The organism is Phreatobacter oligotrophus, from assembly GCF_003046185.1.
Classification (GTDB): Bacteria; Pseudomonadota; Alphaproteobacteria; order Rhizobiales; family Phreatobacteraceae; genus Phreatobacter; species Phreatobacter oligotrophus.
Genome location: NZ_PZZL01000011.1, coordinates 33,627 through 52,644, shown reverse-complemented (window position 1 = coordinate 52,644; position 19,018 = coordinate 33,627). Strand labels below are relative to the sequence as shown.

Below are 19,018 nucleotides of genomic sequence, written 5' to 3'. Positions count from 1 at the left end.
GGAAAGCCGCCCTGCTGCCCGCTGCTGCCATCGATGGAGGTATCTGGATGTGGATCAGCGGCCGCCGCGGATCATCTTCAGGACGGCCGACTTCGCGGAAGGCTTCTCGGCTGCCGGCTTTGCCGCGGTCTTGCCACCCTGCGCCTTGCGATAGGCATGGGTGCGCATGAAATCCATCACGCGCGGAGCAATGTCAGCGCGGAAGCGCGAGCCGTTGAACACGCCATAATGGCCGACCGCCGGCTGCAGATGGTGATGGCGCATGTCCTCGGGGATCGAGGTGGCAAGGCCATGGGCCGCCAGGGTCTGGCCGCCGCCGGTGATGTCGTCCTTCTCGCCCTCGACGGTCAGCAGCGCCACGCGGCGGATCGCCTTCGGGTCCACCGGCCGGTCGCGATGCATCATGATCCCGCGCGGCAGGTGGTGCTCGACGAAGACACGCTCGATGGTCTGCAGGTAGAACTCGGCGGTAAGGTCCATGACCGCCAGATACTCGTCATAGAACTCGCGGTGCTTCTGGGCGCCGTCGCCGTCACCCTTGACGAGATTGCGGAACAGTTCGCGATGGGCGTCGACATGCCGGTCGAGGTTCATCGACATGAAGCCGTTGATCTGCAGGAAGCCCGGATAGACCGGCCGCATCATGCCCGGATGCGGGAAGGGCACGGTGGTGATGACATTGCGGCGGAACCACTCGGTGCCGCGCTCTTCCGCCAGCTTGTTGACGGCCGTGGGGTTCGATCGCGTGTCGATCGGCCCGCCCATGAGGGTCAGCGTCGTCGGGACGTAGGGATCGTCCTCCGCTTCCATGCGGGCAACGGCGGCGAAGACCGGCACGGCCGGCTGGCAGACGGCCATGACATGGGTGTCGGGGCCGAGGAAATGCAGCATCGAGACGACGTAGTCGACATAGTCGTCGAGGTCGAAGCGACCCTCTGCCATCGGCACCATCCGGGCGTCCGCCCAGTCGGTGATGAAGACCTCGTGGTTCGGGAGGAAGCTCTCGACCGTGCCGCGCAGCAGCGTCGCGTAGTGGCCCGACATCGGCGCCACGATCAGCACCTTGGGGTCGGCCTTGCGGCCGCGCGGCAGGGCGCGCTGGAAATGGATGAGATCGCAGAAGGGCCGTTTCCAGACCACCTGCTCGGTCACTGCCACCCGCTCGCCGCCGACGAGCGCGGTCGGCAGGTTGAAGCCGGGCTTGCCGTAACGCCGCGTCGCCCGCTCGAAGAGTTCGGCGGCGGCGGCCATCTGCTTGGCCATGGGCAGGTGGGCGAAGGGATTGACCGGGTTGTTCAGCGCCAGCTTGGTCGCATCGGCCATCGCCCGGTAGGGCGAGAGCATCGCATGGGTGGCTTCATACCAGTGATAGAGCACGCAATGCCTCCGAAGGGTGGGCCTGCGATGGCGTCGACCGGGTCCGGCGGGATCCCGGGCCTTCAGAGCGGAGACGCGTCACCGGCACGCGAGGTTCCCGTGATGCTGCACTGCCGAAATTTGTAACCTGCTGATGACAGCTTGGGCAATCCCCAGCCTGTGGGACACCGGGTTAACCGGCGCTTAACGTGCCTTCAGGGGCACATCAGCCGAAAGTCGAAGCCGGCCAACGATCGGCGGCTCACTCGCCGCTGGAGAGCAGCGAACCGGCCTCGCGCGCCTTCTCCAGGAGCGCGGCGAAGGCGTAGGCCGCGACGCCGATCCACAGGATGTTGAGGACGGTCGCATAGGCGAGGAGGTCGAGGCGCAGCACGCCCTGCGACAGCACCGCGCGCATCCCCTCGAACACATGGGTCGGCGGCAGGGCAAGGGCCAGCGGCTGCATCCAGCCAGGCAGGACGCTCAAGGGGTAATAGACGCAGCAGAGCGGCCAGAACACGAACATGATGGTCCAGGCGAGGCTTTCCGCCCCGAGGCCATGGCGCAGGATGAGGCCGCAGACGACGAGGCCCACCGCCCATCCCGTGATGACCAGCAGGGCGAAGAAGGCGGCAAAGCCGATGCCGAGCCGCGCGAGGTCGAAGCCGAAGAAGGCCACCGCGAGGATCACCGTCGGGATCATGCCGACGGCAAGGCGCAGCAGGCTCATGGTCATCAGTGCCGCGACGAACTCGATGGGCCGCAACGGGCTCATCAGGATATTGCCGAGATTGCGCGACCAGACCTCCTCGAGAAACGACACCGAGAAGCCGATCTGGCCGCGGAACAGCACCTCCCAGAGCAGAAGCCCGGAGACCAGCGCGCCGCCGACGAACAGCGTCTGGTTGGTCGAGCCCATCGCGTAGGTCTGCAGGAAGCCCCAGGTGAGCAGGTTGAGGATCGGCCAGTAGATGAGTTCGAGCAGCCGCGGCCAGCTCGATGCGAGGAGATAGAGGTAGCGCAGGCAGAGCGCTGCGACGCGGTTCACCGAGAAGGTCATGCGGAGGCCACGGCCGCCATGAAGGCGGCGAGCTTGTCGGCGTCGAGCCGCCCGCCCGTGCGCACGCCGGAGCACAGGTCGACGCCGAAGGGGCGCACGGTGCGGATCGCCTCGCCGATATTGGCCGGCGTCAGCCCGCCGGCGAGGAAAACCGGCCGCGAGGAGCGCGCGACGAATTCGCGACTCACGTCCCAGTCATGGGTGCGGCCGGTGCCGCCGAGTTCGGTCATCGTGCCGCCCGACTTGCCGGAATCGAGCAGGAAGGCGTGCACGTAGGGCTCGTAGCGCGGGATCAGGTCGAGGACCTGCGGGCCCTCCACATGGATGACCTGGACGCGGCGGACCAGCGGGGCCGCGACAGCCACCACGGCGAGTTCGGAGGGATCGACATGGTCGACCACCTGGATCGTGTTGATGCCGCAATGGCGGGCATGATCGGCCATCGCCGCACCGGTGAGGTGAGCGGAAAGCAGGAACGTGGCAATCGGCGGCGGCACCTCACTGACGATGGCGCGGATAGCCGCATCGTCGACGAAACCGGGGCCCGACTGCCGTGCGGCGACGAAGCCGAGGGCGTCGGCGCCGGCATCGATCGCCATGCGGGCCTCGTCCGGCGACGAGATGCAGCAGATCTTCACGCGGGTGCGGCGGGCAGGCCGGCTCATGCCGCGGCCTCCTTCCGGCCGCGCGCGACGTCGAGGAAGACCTCCTCGAGATTGCTGCGGCCATACCGGCGGACGAGTTCGCCCGGCGCGGCATCGTCCTCGATCCGCCCCTGCTTCAGCATGATGACGCGGTCGCAGAGCCGCTCGACCTCGCCCATATTGTGGGAGGCGAGCAGGATCGTCGCGCCGCGTGTCGCCCGGTAGCGTTCGAGATGCGAGCGGATCCAGTCAGCCGTGTCCGGGTCGAGCGAGGCCGTCGGCTCGTCGAGCAGCATGACCTCCGGCTCGTTGATCAGGGCCTTGGCAAGGGCCACGCGGGTCTTCTGCCCGGCCGAGAGCTTGCCCGAGGGCCGGTCGAGCAGGTCGGTCAGCTCCAGCGCGGCGGCGAGCGCAACGATCCGCCCGCGAATGTCCCCGACGCCGTAGAGCATCCCGAACACCGTCAGGTTCTGCCGCACGGTGAGCCGGTGCGGCATGTCCACATAGGGGCTCTCGAAGTTCATGCGGTGCAGCACGTCGTGCCGGCGGCGGGCCATGTCCGTGCCCAGCACCGTGACCGTGCCGGAAGTCGGCTTCACCAGGCCCATGATCATGCCGATCGTCGTCGACTTGCCGGCGCCGTTGCCGCCGAGCAGCGCCGTGGTCGAACCGGGGCGCACGGCGAAGGAGATGCCGTCCACGGCGCGGACGGGGCCGTAGTCCTTCACGAGCGCATCGACGGCGATGGTGGCGGGGGTTGTCATGCCGTTCAGATGGAGCGCCTTGGCGTGAAGGGCAAATGAAAACCGCGCAGGGGTCGCATCCCCGCGCAGGGCCGCCCCGCCCCTCCGCGTCTTGACCGGCAGGCAATGGCCGCGCAAGCGTGAGGCTCCTGCCCGCGCTCCTCCTCCATGATCATCGTCTTCGGCTCCATCAACATCGATCTGGTCGCGCGCGTGGGTCGCCTGCCGCGCGCCGGTGAGACTGTTCTGGGGCCCGGTTACGATGTCATCCCCGGCGGCAAGGGAGCCAACCAGGCGCTGGCCGCCCGCCGCGCCGGCGCGGACGTCGTCATGGTCGGCGCGGTGGGTCGCGACGGCTTCGCCGCTGCTGCGCTCGCCGAGCTTGCCGCCGCCGGCATCGACCTCTCCCACGTGTCCCGCGTCGATGCCCCCACCGGCGCCGCCTTCATCGCGGTCGATGCGGCCGGCGAGAACCAGATCATCGTCGCCTCCGGCGCCAATGCCGCTGTCCGGGCCACAGCCCTTGATGCTCTGTCGCCAGCGCCCCGCGATATCCTGATGCTCCAATGGGAGGTGCCGGAGGCCGAGATCCTCGCCGCCGCCCGCTGGGGCCGCGCCCGCGACCTGCGCATTATGCTCAACCGCGCTCCCGCCGGGCCGATCTCGGCCGAGCTCGCCGATCTTCTCGACATGGTCGTGGTCAACGAGCACGAGGTCCTGGCGCTTGGCGCCGGCCTTGGCGTCACCGGCGAGCCCGATGCGGTCGCCGCTGTCCTCTCCGAACGCCACGGCCTCGCCGTCGCCGTGACGCTGGGCCCGGCCGGTGCGCTCTGCTGGGCCGATGGCATCCGCCACGAATCCCCCGCCTATCCCGTCGAGGTGGCCGACACCACGGCGGCCGGCGACACATTCTGCGGCGCGCTTGCCGCCGCCCTCGACCGCCGCCGCGGCTACGAGACCGCGGTGGAATTCGCCGCCGCCGCCGGCTCGCTCGCCTGCACCGCCTTCGGCGCCCAGCCGAGCATCCCCCATCGGTCCGCCATCGAAGCGGCGGCCCAGGTCCTTGCGGACCAGCGCAATCCTGACCACCGGAGACTGACAGAATGATCCGCAACCGCATCAAGCGCCGTGCCCGCGCCGGTGAGAAGCTCCTCGGCGCCTGGGTGTTCACCGGCTCTCCAGCGGCCTGCGAGATCTATGCCCTGGCGGGCTATGACATCGTCCTCATCGACAGCGAGCACACGCCGATCGATGTCAAGGACGTGCTGGAATGCGTGCGGGCTGTGGAGGCTGGCGGCGGCGATGCCATGGTGCGCGTGCCGGGCCATGATTCCAGCCATTTCAAGCGCCTGCTCGATGCCGGCATCCACTCCTTCATGGTTCCCATGGTCGACACGGTCGATCAGGCCCATGCGATCGTGCGCTCCTGCCTCTATCCGCCGCGCGGCCGCCGCGGCTTTGCCGCCACCGCCGCCCGATCCGGCCTTTACGGCTTTCACGAGGACTATGCCGCCGTTGCCCACGACGAGACGTTCCTCGCCCTGCAGGTGGAGAGCGTCGAGGCGGCGCGCGATGCCCATGCCATCGCCTCCATCGACGGGGTCGACTGCCTCTTCATCGGTCCGAACGACCTCGCCGGTTCGATGAACAAGCTCGGCCAGCTCACCGATCCCGCGCTGCTCTCGGTGATCGACGATACGGTCGCGGCCGTCACCAAGGCCGGCAAGGTCACCGGCATCATCCCGCTGCCGACGCGCGACGCCTCCGACTGCGCCGCACGCGGCTTCGGCATCGTCATTGGCGAATGCGACGTGCCCACCCTGAAGGCCGGCGCCATGGCGGACCTTGCCCGCCACCGCAAGGCCTTCCCCGGCCGGCGCTGACCTCAGGCCCTGAGGGCGGCGAGGGCCGTGGCGACGATCTCCTCCGGGGGAGCGTCGATCGACACGGTGATCGCCGCCTCGTCGGGCCCCGGCGGCTCCAGCGTCGCGAACTGGCTCGCCAGAAGGCTCGGCGGCATGAAATGGTTGACGCGCGCCGTCATCCGCGCGTCGATCAGCTCATAGCTCCCGGCGAGATGAACGAAGCGGATGCGCGCGCCGCTGGCGCGCAGCCGGTCGCGATAGGCCCGCTTCAGCGCCGAGCAGGCAATGACGACATGGCCGCCGGCCGCCTCCAGATCCGCTGCATGGGTGGCGATCGCATCGAGCCAGGGCCAGCGATCGTCATCCGTCAGCGGCGCACCGGAGCGCATCTTCGCGACATTGGCGGCGGGGTGGAAAGCATCGCCGTCACGGAAGTCCCAGCCAAGGCAGCTTGCCAGCGCCTGGCCCACCGTGGACTTGCCGCAGCCCGATACGCCCATGACGATGACGGCGGTCGGCATCGGGGCCGCCGCCCGGGATGCAACGCTGGTCATTTCGATTCCTGATGGCCGCCGAAGCCCTTGCGCATGGCGGACAGCACCTTCTCGGCGAAGGTGTGGTCCTGCCGCGACCGGAAGCGGGTATAGAGCGCCGAGGTCAGCACTTCTGCCGGCGTCGCCTGTTCGATGGCGGCCTCGACCGTCCAGCGGCCTTCGCCGGAATCCGACACATGGCCTGAGAATTCGGCGAGCGCCGGATCCTTAGCCAGCGCCTCGGCGGTGAGATCCAGCAGCCACGAGGTCACCACCGACCCGCGCCGCCAGACCTCGGCGACCTCGGCCACGTCGAGGGTGAGCCGCTCCTCTTCGGAAAGGCGCGGCGAGGCGGCATTGCGCAGGATGTCGAAGCCCTCGGCGAAGGCCTGCATCATTCCGTACTCGATGCCGTTGTGGATCATCTTGACGTAGTGGCCGGCCCCGCTCGGTCCGCAGTGGAGATAGCCCTCCTCGGCGGTCGAGGCACGGCCTTCGCGATGGCGCGTCTCGGGGATGTCGCCGCGGCCGGGGGCAAGCGCCCGGAAGATCGGGTCGAGCCGCTCGACGGTCGCCTTGTCGCCGCCGATCATCAGGCAATAGCCGCGCTCCAGCCCCCAAACGCCGCCCGAGGTGCCGACATCGAGATAGGTGAGGCCGCGCTCGGCGAGCGCCTTCGACCTGCGGATGTCGTCCTTCCAGAAGGTATTGCCGCCATCGATCACCGTGTCGCCGGCCGCGAGATGCCCGGCGATTGCGGCGATGGCCGTCTCGGTCACTTGGCCCGCCGGGAGCATGACCCACACCGTACGGGGCGCGGCGAGCTTGCCGCAGAGATCGGCGAGCGACGACGCGCCCTCCGCCCCTTCCGCCGCCAGTTTCGCCGTGGTGGCCGCATCCGCGTCGAAAACCACGCAGGAATGTCCTGCCCGCGTCAGGCGGCGGACGATGTTCGCCCCCATCCGCCCAAGGCCCACCACGCCGATCTGCATTGGACGTCCCTCCTGTGTGGTCTTGTCTTTGGCGTCTTCTCGTTCCGTCCGAACCAACCGAAACGCGCCGATAAGTCAATGGCGCGGCGTTGCCGAAGGCGGTGCCAGCGTGTAGAGGGCCGGCAATCCCTTTCGCCACCAGTGAGCCCTCCATGTCCCAGCCCCGCTACGACGTCGCCGGCATCGGCAACGCCATCGTCGACGTCCTCGCCCGCACCGAGGACGACGTGCTCGCGAAGCTCGGCGTGCCGAAGGGCGGCATGATGCTGATCGATGAGGCGCGTGCCGAAGCGATCTACGCCGCCATGGCCCAGACCGTGGAGATGTCGGGCGGCTCGGCCGCCAACACCATTGCCGGCATCGGCATGCTCGGCCTGAAGCCCGCCTTCATCGGCAAGGTGCGCAACGACCAGCCCGGCGCCTCCTTCACCCATGGCATGAAGGCGGCCGGCATCCACTTCCCGACCGCCGCAGCCACCGAGGGCCCAACGACGGCGCGGTCCTTCATCCTGGTGACGCCGGACGGCGAGCGCACGATGAACACCTATCTCGGCGCGGCGCAGAACCTTGCCCCTGCCGATGTCGATGCCGACACCATCGCCTCGGCCGGCATCACCTATCTCGAGGGCTATCTCTGGGATCCGCCGGAGGCCAAGAAGGCCTTCCTCAAGGCCTCCGAGATCGCCCATGGCGCAGGCCGCAAGGTCGCGCTCACCCTCTCCGACGCCTTCTGCGTCGACCGCTACCGCGACGAGTTCATCGGTCTCATCCGCGCCAAGACCGTCGACATCGTCTTCGCCAACGAGGGCGAGCTGAAGTCGCTCTACCAGACCGCTGATTTCGCCACCGCGCTCGACGCGCTGCGCGCCGATGCGGCTCTCGCGGTCGTCACGCGCTCCGAGCAGGGCGCCATCGCGGTGGAGGGCACGGCGCTCGTTTCCGCCCCGGCCTTCCCGGTCGACAAGGTGGTGGACACGACCGGTGCGGGCGACCTCTTCGCCGCCGGCTTCCTGTCGGGTCTTGCCCGCGGCATGCCGCACGAGACCTCGCTGCGCCTCGGCGCGCTCTGCGCCGCCGAGATCATCAGCCATATGGGCGCCCGCCCCGAGGCGAACCTCAAGGCGCTCGCCGCCGAGAACGGCTTCGTGCTCTGATCTGAGGCCTCAGCCGCCGAGCAGCTTCACCGTCGCGGGATCGGGCGCGCCGCCATAGAAGGCGTCGATCACCGCGACGAAGGGCTCCGGATCGGCGGCAGCCACCGCGAACAGCGTCATGGACGAGTGGAGCTTGGCCGCGTCGATGGCGCCGAGGATCGTCTCGGCGCTCTTCGGCCGCGCGGCCATGACCAGCGACATGACCATCAGCAGCCGCGGGCCGAGAACGGGATGGGCGAGATAGGCCTCCGCCTCCTCGATGCCCGACAGGGCGTAGCGCTGCGACATCGCGCTGGTGCCGAGGCCGGCGAGTTGCGGGAAGACGAACCACATCCAGTGCGAGGTCTTCGCGCCGTTGGCGAGCTCGGCGATGACATCCTCGAAGACCGGGTCCTGCGCCGTGACGAAGCGTTCAAGGTCGAAGGTCATCCCTAGCGCTCCCAGGCCATCTTGCCGCCATAGGCCATCATGATGACGCCGGTACCGATGGCGAGGAGCCGGCCTGCGGCGCCCGGCCGGCGCGCGAAGGGCAGGGTGCGCAGCGCAATGCCGAGGGTGACGTAGTACAGCATGGACATGGCGACCATGATCGCCACACCGGCGAAGCCGATGGTGAGCGGCTGTTCGGCGAGCCGCGTCACGGCGAAGAGCGAGGAGACGAAGACGAGGCTCTTCGGATTGCCCAGCGCTGTCGCGAGCCCGGTCAGGAACGCGCGCCGGGGCGTCAGCATCGCCGCCGGCTCGCGCACCGCTTCCGGCGGCGGAGCGACGTTGCGCCGGATCAGGCTGAGCCCCATCCAGGCGAGGTAGAGCCCGCCGGCGACCTTCACCGCCGCGGCCGCCGCGGGGAACAGCTCGAACAGCCAGAACAGGCCGAAGAGGCCGGCGAGGCCCCAGCAGAGGGCGCCGAGGAGGATGGCGGCCGCCGTCGCGATCACCGACGAGGCCGGCGAGGACAGTCCCACGGCCATGAACAGGATCATGTTCGGCCCGGGGGTCAGGACGGCGATGAACCAGAGGCCGGCGAGAGCGAGCAGCGTGTCCGCGGGGTTCATGTCCCGGCCGCGCTCAGACTGCGATTCCGTCCATGCGCACCGGCAGGCCGGCCGTCTGCATGTGCCGTTTCACCTCGCCGATCGTGAAGGTGCCGAAATGGAAGACCGAGGCCGCCAGCACGCCGGTCGCGCCGCCATCGCGCACGCCCTCGACGAAATGGTCGAGCGTGCCGACGCCGCCCGAGGCGATCACCGGCACTGGCACCGAATCGGCGATGGCGCGTGTGAGCTTCAGGTCGAAACCGGACTTGGTGCCGTCGCGGTCCATGGAGGTGAGCAGGATCTCGCCCGCCCCCAGCGCCACCACCTCGCGCGCGTAGGCGACCGCGTCGATGCCGGTCGGCTTGCGGCCGCCATGGGTGAAGATCTCCCAGCGATCCGCCTCGCCCTCGCCGGACACCTTCTTGGCGTCGATGGCGACGACGATGCACTGGTCGCCGAACTTGTCGGCGGCGCGGCCGACAAAGGCGCGGTCATTCACCGCCGCGGTATTGATCGACACCTTGTCCGCGCCCGACTGCAGCAGGGCGCGGATGTCCTCGACAGTGCGCACGCCGCCGCCGACGGTGAGCGGCATGAAGCAGGCCTCCGCCGTGCGCGTCACCACGTCGAACATGGTGCGGCGATCATCGGAACTCGCGGTGATGTCGAGAAAGGTGAGCTCGTCGGCGCCCGCCGCGTCATAGGCCTTGGCGGCCTCGACCGGATCGCCGGCGTCGATCAGGTCGACGAACTGCACGCCCTTGACGACCCGGCCGTCCTTCACGTCGAGGCAGGGGATGATGCGGATCTTGAAGGTCATGCTGAAGGGGCGTCCGGAATGCCGGCGAAGATGTCCGCCATGGGGAGGGAAAGGGCGAGGGCTGGCACCTCGACCGAGGCCGCGCGGCCCTCGATCATGACAGGGCTCGCCGGGAAGCGGCCATCCTCGCGGAGGAAGAGCCAGGCGCGCGGCTCGTCCTGCGCGCAGATGAGATAGGCCTGGAGGGTACCGATCTGGAGGTATTCGTCCCGTTTCTCGATCATGTCGGTCGCGATCGACGAGGGAGACAGGACCTCGGCAATGAAGATCGGCTCGCGCGCGGCGTAGTCCTTGCCGTTGCCGACGCCGGCATCGACGAGAATGTCGGGATAGCGGATCCCGTGTTCGGTGCGGACACCGAAATCAGCCGTGGTGAGCAGGTGGATCGTCCGGTCAAACTTTTGCAGTAGGACGGCAAGCAGATTGGTGCAAATCCGCGCATGGGCCTGGGATACCTGCACCATCATCATGGTCACCTCCCCATGGGCGAGTTCGACCTTGAAGCCCTCGAGCGCCGGCGTGTTCGCCGCCCATGCGAGGAACCTGTCCGGATCGCGGGGCGCGCCTTCGGCGAGACGCAGGGCAAGGGGTGGCAGGGCGTTCATGGCCCCATGATAGCCGAAAGGCGCCGCTTCCGTCACGCCGCGCGGGCGCCGCGCACCAGCGCGATGGCCTCGGCCGGATCAAGGCGGCCGTCATAGAGCGCCTTGCCGGTGATGGCGCCTTCAAGCTTGCGCGCCCGCGGCGACAGGAGCTGGCGCACGTCGTCGAGCGAGGCGAGGCCGCCCGAGGCGATGACGGGAATGGAGACGGCGTCGGCGAGGGCGATGGTGCCGTCCCAGTCGATGCCGGTCAGCATGCCGTCGCGGGCGATGTTGGTGTAGACGATGGCGGCAACCCCGGCATCCTCGAAGCGGCGGGCGAGATCATGGGCGGCAAGGCTCGACGTCTCGGCCCAGCCCTCCACCGCCACCCAGCCGTCGCGGGCATCGATGCCGACCGCCACCTGGCCGGGGAAGGCCCTGGCCGCGGATTTCACGAAATCCGGATCGCGCACCGCCGCCGTGCCGATGATGACGCGCGACACGCCCTTGCCCAGCCAGCCTTCGACCGTCCGCATGTCCCGGATGCCGCCGCCGAGCTGGACGGGGAAGGAGGTCGCGGCGCGGATCGCCTCCACCGCCGCGGCATTCACCGGCTTGCCGGCAAAGGCGCCGTCAAGGTCGACCACGTGCAGATAGTCGAAGCCCTGAGTCTCGAAAGCGCGCGCCTGGGCGGCCGGATCGTCGGCATAGACGGTCGCCTGGGCCATGTCGCCCTGGCGCAGGCGGACGCAGCGGCCCTCCTTGAGGTCGATGGCGGGAAAGAGCCTCACGGGCGCCACTCCAGGAAATTGCCGATGAGAGACAGGCCGATGGTCTGGCTCTTCTCGGGATGGAACTGCGTGCCGACCATCGTGTCGCGGGCGATCATCGCGGTGACGCGCGTGCCGTAAGCGGCCTCCGCCAGCACCACGTCGGCGGCGGTCGCGGTCAGGTGGTAGGAATGGACGAAATAGGCGTGCAGGCCCTTCGGCCCGGTCGGAATGCCGGCCAGCACGGGGTGGTCGCGCGTCACGTCCAGCGTGTTCCAGCCCATATGCGGGATCTTCAGCGCCGGATCGGCCGGGCGGATCAGGTCGATGTCGCCGGGCACCCAGCCGAGGCCGGCGGAGGTCTCCTTCTCGAGCCCGCGCCCTGCCATGAGTTGCATGCCGACGCAGATGCCGAGGAAGGGCCGGCCACGGCCGCGCACCGCCTCGGTCATGGCCTCGACCATGCCGGGAACGCCGACGAGGCCGCGCTTGCAGTCGGCGAATGCGCCGACGCCGGGCAGGACGATGCGGTCGGCCTTGCGCACCACATCGGGATCGGCAGTGACGAGGACGGGCGCGTTCAGGCCGCGCTCGCGCGCCATCCGCTCGAAGGCCTTCTGCGCGGAATGCAGGTTGCCCGAGCCGTAATCGACGATGGCGACGCTCACCGCGCGCCCCTTGCGGAGGGGTCCGCATCGGGGAAGAGGCCGATGATCGGCAGCGGCGCGGAAGGGGCGGCAGCCGACGTTGCCGGGCGCGTTGCGGCCAGTGCCAGCGACGAGGGGGCGACAGGCGTGTCGCGCTCGGCGAAATAGCGGCGCTCGGCCTCCTCGCGGGAGGCAGCGACAACGACGGCTACCTCGCGCCAGCCCCGGCGGCGGAGCGTCCAGCGCTTCAGGTTGGTGGCCTCGAGCCCGATGAGCAGGCTCAGCGCCGAGGTGATCAGCGTCTGCATCAGCGACGGCAGGCCACTGAATGACAGCGCTACGACAACAGCGACCATGGCGACGAGATAGGCGATGGTCACCAGCCACAGGCGGTGGAAAGGGAACCATGCCCAGGGTGCGACGAAGGCGATGGGCGCGAAGCTGTCCGGAACGAACTGGGCGCCCTCATCGCTGCCCGTCGGCGGGAGGTGAACGGTGTAGCTGGTCTGGCGCGCCATGTCAGAGCACCCCCTTGGTCGAGGGGATCTCGTCGGCGCGGCGCGGGTCGATGGCAAAGGCCGCTCGCAGCGCCCGCGCAAGCCCCTTGAAGCAGCTCTCGGCGACGTGGTGGGCGTTGTCGCCGTAGAGCGTCTCGACATGCAGGGTGATGCCGGCATTCATGGCAAATGCCTGGAAGAACTCGCGCACCAGCTCGGTGTCGAAGGTGCCGATCTTGTGCCGGTCGAATGTCGTGCGGAAGACCAGGAAGGGCCGGCCCGACACGTCGATGCAGACGCGGGTCAGCGTGCCGTCCATCGGCAGGTGCACGTCGGCATAACGGGTGATGCCCTTCAGGTCGCCGAGCGCCTGGCGCACCGCCTGGCCCAGCGCGATGCCGACATCCTCCACCGTGTGATGGTCGTCGATATGCAGGTCGCCCTTGGCCTTCACCGTCAGGTCGATCATGCCGTGACGGGCGATCTGGTCGAGCATGTGGTCGAAGAAGCCGACCCCGGTCGCGACATCGGCGCGGCCCTTGCCGTCGATGTCGACGGCGACCGTGATGTCGGTTTCCCTGGTGGTGCGGGTGATCTGGCCCTTGCGCATGGCACTCTCCGGCGAATGGCCGGTCTTCTATCAGCCGGCCACGGGTTTTGGAAAGGCGAAGCGCGCGGCATGGTTGGGGCGCTGCTTGCGTCCGGCGAGCCACCGCTTACATCTCGTGCTTTCCGGAGGTTCCATGTCCCCTCAGAACGACGCCTTTCCCGGCTGGCACGCCACCACGATCTGCTCCGTCCGCAAGAACGGCAAGGTGGTGATCGGCGGCGACGGGCAGGTCAGCCTCGGCCAGACCGTCATCAAGGCCAATGCCCGCAAGGTCCGCCGCCTCGGCCGCGGCGATGTCATCGCCGGTTTTGCGGGCGCCACCGCCGACGCCTTCACGCTGTTCGAGCGGCTGGAGGCGAAGCTCGAGCAGTTTCCCGGCCAGCTGACCCGCGCTGCGGTGGAGCTCGCCAAGGACTGGCGCACCGACCGCTACCTGCGCCGACTCGAGGCCATGATGATCGTCGCCGACAAGGACGTCTCGCTCATCCTCACCGGCACGGGCGACGTGCTGGAGCCGGAGAAGGGCATCGCCGCCATCGGCTCGGGCGGCAACTACGCCCTGGCCGCGGCCAAGGCACTCGCCGATACCGACCAGGACGCGGAGGCCATCGTCCGCAAGGCCATGGGCATCGCCGCGGAAATCTGCGTCTACACCAACGGCAATCTGGTCATCGAAAGCATCGGCTGAGGCCGGTCCGGGGCGGGGGCCGTCACGGAGACACGCTATGCCGGATTACGCCTTTCGCCCGCTGACACCCGCCGACCTGCCGCTGGTGCGCCACTGGATCCTCCAGCCCCATGTCGCCCGCTGGTGGGGCGACACGGACGAAGAAATGGCGGCGATCGCCACCATTTTCGACGACCCGCATGTCGAGGCCTTCGTCATGCTCCTCGACGGTGCGCCTGTCGGCTATTTCCAGGCCTATGACCCGAATGCCGAGGACGGTCATCCCTTCGCGGGCGAACCCGTCGGCACGCTCGGCCTCGACCTGTCCATCGGCGATCCGGGGCTGGTCGGCCGCGGTCACGGCTCCGCCTTCATCCGCGCCTTTGCGGTCTCTGCCTTCGCCCGCGGCGTGCCACGGCTCGTCACCGATCCGCATCCCGACAATCCCGCCTCGATCCGCGCCTTCGAGAAGGCCGGCTTCGTGCGCCGCGAGGTCCGCGACGTGCCCCAATTCGGCCGCTTCCTCTTCATGACTTGCGACGCTGCCCCGGCTAAACTCGCACCATGGCCATGACATCCAGCCCCTTCCAGCCGATCTCCCCCGTCACCGGTTCCGTCTATCGCGGCGGTGGCGGCGGCGATGGCGGCAGCCGCTGGGGCCTCGCCGTCTGGCAGGCCCTGCCCATCCTCTTGCTGTTGCTCGCCGTCCAGGCCGGCGTGCTCTACGCCATGGGCCGCGTGCCGATCTGCCCCTGCGGCACGGTGAAGCTCTGGCAAGGCGTCGTGCAAAGCTCGGAAAATTCCCAGCACCTCACCGACTGGTACACGCTGAGCCATGTCCTCCACGGCTTCATCTTCTACCTTGTCGCCTGGATCGTCATGCCCCGCTCGTCCATCTGGACGCGGCTCGTCTTCGCCGTGGTGCTGGAGGGGGCCTGGGAGATCGCCGAGAACACGCCGATGATCATCGAGCGGTACCGCATTATCCCGGCATCCTATCAATATACCGGCGATTCCATCCTCAATTCCATCGGCGACACCCTGGCCATGGCGGTCGGTTTCCTCCTGGCGGCGATCCTGCCGGCCTGGGCGACGCTTGGCATCGCCATCGCCGTCGAGGTTGGGCTTGCCGCGGTCATCCGCGACAACCTGACCCTCAACATCATCATGCTGGTCCACCCGGTGGATGCCATCAGGCTGTGGCAGCAGGGCGGGGGCTGATCCCGCTCCTCCCCAGTCCTTGAACGGCGGGCGGCAATCGCCATCTACCGGCACTTCGTCCCGTGTTTTCCAGGGTCCCGATGACCGACTTCTCCCCCCGCGAAATCGTCTCCGAACTCGACCGCCACATCATCGGCCAGAAGGACGCCAAGCGCGCCGTGGCCATCGCGCTCCGCAACCGCTGGCGTCGCCTGCAGCTCGACGAGAGCCTGCGCGAGGAGGTGCTGCCGAAGAACATCCTGATGATCGGCCCGACCGGCGTCGGCAAGACGGAGATCTCGCGCCGCCTCGCCAAGCTCGCCAATGCGCCCTTCCTCAAGGTGGAGGCGACCAAGTTCACCGAGGTCGGCTATGTCGGCCGCGATGTCGAGCAGATCATCCGCGACCTCGTCGAGGTCGGCATCGGCCTGGTGCGCGAGACCAAGCGCAAGGAGGTCCAGGCCAAGGCCCATCTGGCCGCGGAGGAGCGCGTCCTCGACGCCCTCGTCGGCAAGACCGCCTCGCCTGCCACCCGCGAGAGCTTCCGCAAGAAGCTGCGCGACGGCGAGATGGACGACAAGGAAATCGACATCGAGGTGACGGCGGCGCCGCCGCAGGCCATGCCGATGATGGACATTCCCGGCGGCCAGATCGGCATCGCCAACCTCAACGACATGCTCGGCAAGATGATGGGCGGGCGCACCAAGCAGCGCCGCACCACCGTCAAGGAGGCCTATGAGCCGCTGGTGCAGGAGGAGGCCGACAAGCTCGTCGACCAGGACAACCTCGTGCAGGAGGCCATCCGCCTCGTCGAGAACAACGGCATCGTCTTTCTCGACGAGATCGACAAGATCTGCGCCCGCGAAGGCGCGCGTGGCGGCGAGGTCTCCCGCGAGGGCGTGCAGCGCGACCTGCTGCCGTTGATCGAGGGCACGACGGTCGCGACCAAGCATGGGCCGGTGAAGTCGGACCACGTCCTGTTCATCGCCTCAGGCGCCTTTCACGTGGCCAAGCCCTCGGACCTCCTGCCGGAACTCCAGGGCCGCCTGCCGATCCGCGTCGAACTGAAGCCGCTGACCCGCGAGGACTTCCGCTCGATCCTCACCGAGACCGAGGCGAGCCTGACCCGCCAGTCCATCGCCATGATGAAGACGGAAGGCGTCGACCTCGTCCTGACCGAGGACGCCGTGGACGCCATCGCCGACCTCGCCGTGGAGGTGAACGCCTCGGTCGAGAACATCGGTGCACGGCGGCTGCAGACCATCATCGAGCGGGTGCTCGATGACATCTCCTTCACCGCGCCCGACCGGGCAGGCGAGACCGTGACCATCGACGGCGCCTATGTGCGCAAGACGGTCGGCGACCTCGCCCGCAATGCCGACCTCAGCCGGTTCATCCTCTGACGCCCTGAAACGCGAAACGCCGCCGCCCCGAGAGGCGACGGCGTTGTGTTGATGCGGAGATGAGCGCCTCAGCGCGCCGCGTGGGTCGCCTGCGACAGGTGGCCGGCGCCGTTCGAGGCACGGACCGGCACGCGCGTGCCGGCTTCATGGGCGGTGATGAAGGTGGCGATCGCCTGGGTGCGGCGCTCGACGCCGAGCTTCCTGAGGATCGACGAGACGTGCGACTTCACCGTGCCCTCGGAGATGCCGAGGTCATAGGCGATCTGCTTGTTGAGGCGGCCGCGGCTCATCAGGTCCAGAACCTTGAACTGCTGGCCGGACAGGGCGTCCAGCTTGCGCGACGAGGACAGGTCACCCTCCGGATCGGCCGAGGTGATGACCGGCCACCAGGCGCGGCCGGCGGCGACCGCAGCCAGCGCAGCGCGCAGGTGATCGGCCGGCAGATCCAGCGGCAGGGCGCCCACGGCGCCGCGGCTGCGGGCCTCCTGCACCGGGCGGCGGTCGGCATGGTCGATCAGCACGGCGACGCGGGCGTCCGGCGACAGGTCGAGGCCGTCGAGATCGGACAGCGCGGCGATGACGAGCCCGGCCTTGCCGGGGTCGGTGGCGAGCGCACCCGGAAGGGCGGCGCGGACCAGCGCCTCGATCGTCTCGGCGACGATCGGGAACGGGTGGCGGACGGAGAAGGTGAGGGTGTCGCGGACGGCGGTCTGGTCAGTCATGGCCGTTTCCTCCAAAGAGCCAGTGGCGCGTCGATTGATCGATCTTGCTTGGGAGTGGACGCTAGCACCGGAACCCGCCGCGTCAAATTGCGAAAGGTCATGCTGCGAAATTGCAAAATTTTTGCACTTCCTCCATATGACAGAGGCAGTTTAGGCTAGGTCGAAAGGCGAGCCTCCGCCGGTCGGGAGAACCGCATGTCACGCAAGGTCTTCGTCGGGCCCTCGCTGCGCCGTCTGCGCGAGGAAACGCGGCTGACCCAGACCGCCTTCGCCCAGCGCCTCGGGCTGTCCGTCTCCTATCTGAACCAGATCGAGAACAACCAGCGCCCGGTCACCGCGGGCGTGCTCGTGGCGCTCGGCCAGACCTTCGGCGTCGATCTCGCGACCTTTGCCACCGACGATACGGATCGCCTTGTCACCGACCTGCGCGAGGCCTCCGCCGATCCGCTCCTCGCCGATACGGCGCCGAGCCTGCAGGAGCTGAAGCGCGTGGCCTCCGACAGCCCTGCCTTTGCACGGGCTTTCCTGCGCCTGCACCAGACCGCGCGCCGCTTCGGCGAGCGATTGCAGGCGGCCGGCGACACACCGATCCTGCCGCCCTCGGGCGAGGAAACCGCCGGCGCGCTGCTGCCCTACGAGGAGGTGCGCGACTATTTCCACTACGTCGACAATTACGTCGACGACCTCGACCGGGCCGCCGAGGACCTCGCCGAGCGCCTGGGTCTCGCCGCCGCCAGCGACCGCCTGCAGGTGCTCGCCGGCTATCTCGCCGCCCGCCACGGGCTCAACGTCGATGCCAACGCCAATCTCGGCGACGATGTTCTTGAGCGCTACGAGTCGGGCCCGAACGTCATCGCTCTCGACGGTGCGCTGGATTCCTCCACCCGCGCCTTCCTCCTCGCCAACCGCATCGCCCGCCTCGAACAGGCCGACACGCTGGCCACCATCGTGTCCGGCGCCGGCTTCCGCTCGCGGGCGGCGGGCGACATCGCCCGCGTGGCCCTGGCCAACTATTTCGCTGGCGCGCTGCTGCTGCCCTATCGCCGCTTCCTCGCCGCCGCCAAGGACACCCGCCACGACCTCGACCGCCTCGGCCGCATCTTCGGGGCGAGCCTCGAGCAGGTCTGCCACCGCCTGTCGACGCTCCAGCGTCCGGGCCAGCGCGGCATCCCCTTCTACTTCGTCAAGGTCGACCGCGCCGGCAACGTCATCAAGCGCCACTCGGCGACACGCTTCCAGTTTGCCCGCTTTGGCGGTGCCTGCCCGCTCTGGAACGTCCACGAGGCCTTCGAGCAGGCTGGCCGCACCTTCGTCCAGGTGGCCGAGATGCCCGACGGCATCCGCTACCTCTCGCTCGCCCGCGCCGTTACCAAGGGCTCGGCGCACTGGCGCGCGCCGGTTCGCCGCTATGCCTTTGGCCTGGGGTGCGAGATCTCCTATGCCGGCGAGATCGTCTATTCCGAGGGCATCGACCTCAAGGCTGATGCCAACGTGGCGAAGATCGGCGTGTCCTGCCGCATCTGCGAGCGCGCCAATTGCCACCAGCGCGCCGTGCCGCCCATCGATCGGGAGATCCGGGTGCCGGGCGATCGCCGCAAGGTGGTGCCGTTCGATCTGAGCTGAGGAGGCAGGGGGCGGCCGGCCCGTCGCCTTGCCGCACCCTCTCCGCGTCATGCCCGGCCTTGTGCGAGACTTGCATCACGCAACTGCGTCC

The 19,018-nt window shown here is 68.7% G+C and carries 23 protein-coding genes; 8 read left to right on the top strand and 15 right to left on the bottom strand.

All coding sequences use genetic code 11. The features are described 5' to 3' along the window. Positions 1-54: 54 nt before the first annotated feature. The 4 genes from C8P69_RS20110 to C8P69_RS20095 all read right to left on the bottom strand — a co-directional run bounded on the left by C8P69_RS20110 (position 55) and on the right by C8P69_RS20095 (position 3,824). Entirely contained in the window at positions 55-1,377 is a 1,323-nt protein-coding gene (locus C8P69_RS20110) for a polyhydroxyalkanoate depolymerase (RefSeq protein ID WP_108179244.1), read from the bottom strand. Positions 1,378-1,618: 241 nt separating this feature from the next. Further along, positions 1,619-2,416, bottom strand: a complete 798-nt coding sequence (locus tag C8P69_RS20105; protein ID WP_108179243.1) for an ABC transporter permease — start codon at positions 2,414-2,416, stop codon at positions 1,619-1,621. Beyond that, on the bottom strand, positions 2,413-3,081 hold the full coding sequence (locus C8P69_RS20100; protein ID WP_108179242.1) for a phosphoribosylanthranilate isomerase: 669 nt from the start codon (positions 3,079-3,081) through the stop codon (positions 2,413-2,415). The genes C8P69_RS20105 and C8P69_RS20100 overlap by 4 nt, the downstream gene beginning before the upstream one ends. Next, on the bottom strand, positions 3,078-3,824 hold the full coding sequence (locus C8P69_RS20095; protein ID WP_108179263.1) for an ABC transporter ATP-binding protein: 747 nt from the start codon (positions 3,822-3,824) through the stop codon (positions 3,078-3,080). Before C8P69_RS20095 ends, C8P69_RS20100 begins: the two co-directional genes overlap by 4 nt. Positions 3,825-3,971: 147 nt before the next feature. On the opposite strand from C8P69_RS20095, the gene C8P69_RS20090 reads away from it, so the two are divergent. Continuing rightward, positions 3,972-4,910: a ribokinase gene (locus C8P69_RS20090; RefSeq protein ID WP_108179241.1), complete on the top strand. Its 939-nt coding sequence runs from the start codon at positions 3,972-3,974 to the stop codon at positions 4,908-4,910. Next, a complete protein-coding gene (locus C8P69_RS20085; RefSeq protein ID WP_108179240.1) occupies positions 4,907-5,686 on the top strand; it encodes an HpcH/HpaI aldolase family protein in 780 nt (259 codons plus the stop codon). The genes C8P69_RS20090 and C8P69_RS20085 overlap by 4 nt, the downstream gene beginning before the upstream one ends. Before the next feature lie 2 nt (positions 5,687-5,688). Here C8P69_RS20085 and C8P69_RS20080 read toward each other — a convergent pair whose 3' ends face one another. Together C8P69_RS20080 and gnd are read right to left on the bottom strand one after the other, a co-directional pair. Further along, on the bottom strand, positions 5,689-6,189 hold the full coding sequence (locus C8P69_RS20080) for a gluconokinase (protein WP_245902155.1): 501 nt from the start codon (positions 6,187-6,189) through the stop codon (positions 5,689-5,691). A 29-nt stretch (positions 6,190-6,218) separates the two neighbouring features. Next, positions 6,219-7,193: a phosphogluconate dehydrogenase (NAD(+)-dependent, decarboxylating) gene (gene gnd, locus C8P69_RS20075; protein WP_108179238.1), complete on the bottom strand. Its 975-nt coding sequence runs from the start codon at positions 7,191-7,193 to the stop codon at positions 6,219-6,221. A 152-nt stretch (positions 7,194-7,345) separates the two neighbouring features. Between gnd and C8P69_RS20070 the strand changes: the two genes are divergently transcribed. Next, positions 7,346-8,347 (top strand): adenosine kinase, encoded by a 1,002-nt coding sequence (locus C8P69_RS20070; RefSeq protein WP_108179237.1) that lies wholly within the window; start codon positions 7,346-7,348, stop codon positions 8,345-8,347. 9 nt (positions 8,348-8,356) lie between these two features. Here the strand turns inward: C8P69_RS20070 and C8P69_RS20065 are convergent, their stop codons facing one another. The 8 genes from C8P69_RS20065 to hisB are packed head-to-tail and all read right to left on the bottom strand — an operon-like array spanning position 8,357 to position 13,312. After that, entirely contained in the window at positions 8,357-8,776 is a 420-nt protein-coding gene (locus tag C8P69_RS20065) for a DUF1810 domain-containing protein (RefSeq protein WP_108179236.1), read from the bottom strand. Positions 8,777-8,778: 2 nt separating this feature from the next. Further along, positions 8,779-9,402 carry a LysE family translocator gene (locus C8P69_RS20060; RefSeq protein WP_108179235.1) on the bottom strand — a complete coding sequence of 208 codons (624 nt, stop codon included), beginning with the start codon at positions 9,400-9,402 and terminating at the stop codon, positions 8,779-8,781. A 13-nt stretch (positions 9,403-9,415) separates the two neighbouring features. Further along, positions 9,416-10,204, bottom strand: a complete 789-nt coding sequence (hisF, locus tag C8P69_RS20055) for an imidazole glycerol phosphate synthase subunit HisF (protein WP_108179234.1) — start codon at positions 10,202-10,204, stop codon at positions 9,416-9,418. Continuing rightward, the gene (locus C8P69_RS20050; RefSeq protein WP_108179233.1) at positions 10,201-10,809 is read right to left on the bottom strand and encodes a Uma2 family endonuclease; all 609 of its coding nucleotides are present in this window, start codon (positions 10,807-10,809) and stop codon (positions 10,201-10,203) included. The genes hisF and C8P69_RS20050 overlap by 4 nt, the downstream gene beginning before the upstream one ends. A 32-nt stretch (positions 10,810-10,841) precedes the next feature. Further along, positions 10,842-11,588 (bottom strand): 1-(5-phosphoribosyl)-5-[(5-phosphoribosylamino)methylideneamino]imidazole-4-carboxamide isomerase, encoded by a 747-nt coding sequence (gene hisA / locus C8P69_RS20045; RefSeq protein WP_211353850.1) that lies wholly within the window; start codon positions 11,586-11,588, stop codon positions 10,842-10,844. Further along, positions 11,576-12,226 (bottom strand): imidazole glycerol phosphate synthase subunit HisH, encoded by a 651-nt coding sequence (hisH, locus tag C8P69_RS20040; protein ID WP_108179231.1) that lies wholly within the window; start codon positions 12,224-12,226, stop codon positions 11,576-11,578. The genes hisA and hisH overlap by 13 nt, the downstream gene beginning before the upstream one ends. Then, on the bottom strand, positions 12,223-12,723 hold the full coding sequence (locus C8P69_RS20035) for a DUF2628 domain-containing protein (protein ID WP_108179230.1): 501 nt from the start codon (positions 12,721-12,723) through the stop codon (positions 12,223-12,225). The genes hisH and C8P69_RS20035 overlap by 4 nt, the downstream gene beginning before the upstream one ends. Before the next feature lies 1 nt (position 12,724). Continuing rightward, positions 12,725-13,312 (bottom strand): imidazoleglycerol-phosphate dehydratase HisB, encoded by a 588-nt coding sequence (gene hisB / locus C8P69_RS20030; RefSeq protein WP_108179229.1) that lies wholly within the window; start codon positions 13,310-13,312, stop codon positions 12,725-12,727. 133 nt (positions 13,313-13,445) lie between these two features. Between hisB and hslV the strand changes: the two genes are divergently transcribed. The 4 genes from hslV to hslU all read left to right on the top strand — a co-directional run bounded on the left by hslV (position 13,446) and on the right by hslU (position 16,582). Further along, positions 13,446-14,000, top strand: coding sequence for an ATP-dependent protease subunit HslV (gene hslV / locus C8P69_RS20025; RefSeq protein ID WP_108179228.1), 555 nt, complete (start codon positions 13,446-13,448; stop codon positions 13,998-14,000). 37 nt (positions 14,001-14,037) lie between these two features. Continuing rightward, entirely contained in the window at positions 14,038-14,553 is a 516-nt protein-coding gene (locus C8P69_RS20020; protein WP_108179227.1) for a GNAT family N-acetyltransferase, read from the top strand. Then, positions 14,550-15,200, top strand: coding sequence for a DUF2585 domain-containing protein (locus C8P69_RS20015; protein ID WP_108179262.1), 651 nt, complete (start codon positions 14,550-14,552; stop codon positions 15,198-15,200). Before C8P69_RS20020 ends, C8P69_RS20015 begins: the two co-directional genes overlap by 4 nt. Before the next feature lie 80 nt (positions 15,201-15,280). Then, positions 15,281-16,582, top strand: a complete 1,302-nt coding sequence (gene hslU / locus C8P69_RS20010; RefSeq protein ID WP_108179226.1) for an ATP-dependent protease ATPase subunit HslU — start codon at positions 15,281-15,283, stop codon at positions 16,580-16,582. A 68-nt stretch (positions 16,583-16,650) separates the two neighbouring features. Here the strand turns inward: hslU and C8P69_RS20005 are convergent, their stop codons facing one another. Further along, complete coding sequence (locus tag C8P69_RS20005) at positions 16,651-17,304, bottom strand: response regulator transcription factor (protein WP_108179225.1); 654 nt, start codon at positions 17,302-17,304, stop codon at positions 16,651-16,653. Between the two features lie 195 nt (positions 17,305-17,499). On the opposite strand from C8P69_RS20005, the gene C8P69_RS20000 reads away from it, so the two are divergent. Further along, positions 17,500-18,927: a helix-turn-helix domain-containing protein gene (locus tag C8P69_RS20000; protein WP_108179224.1), complete on the top strand. Its 1,428-nt coding sequence runs from the start codon at positions 17,500-17,502 to the stop codon at positions 18,925-18,927. Positions 18,928-19,018: the final 91 nt, after the last annotated feature.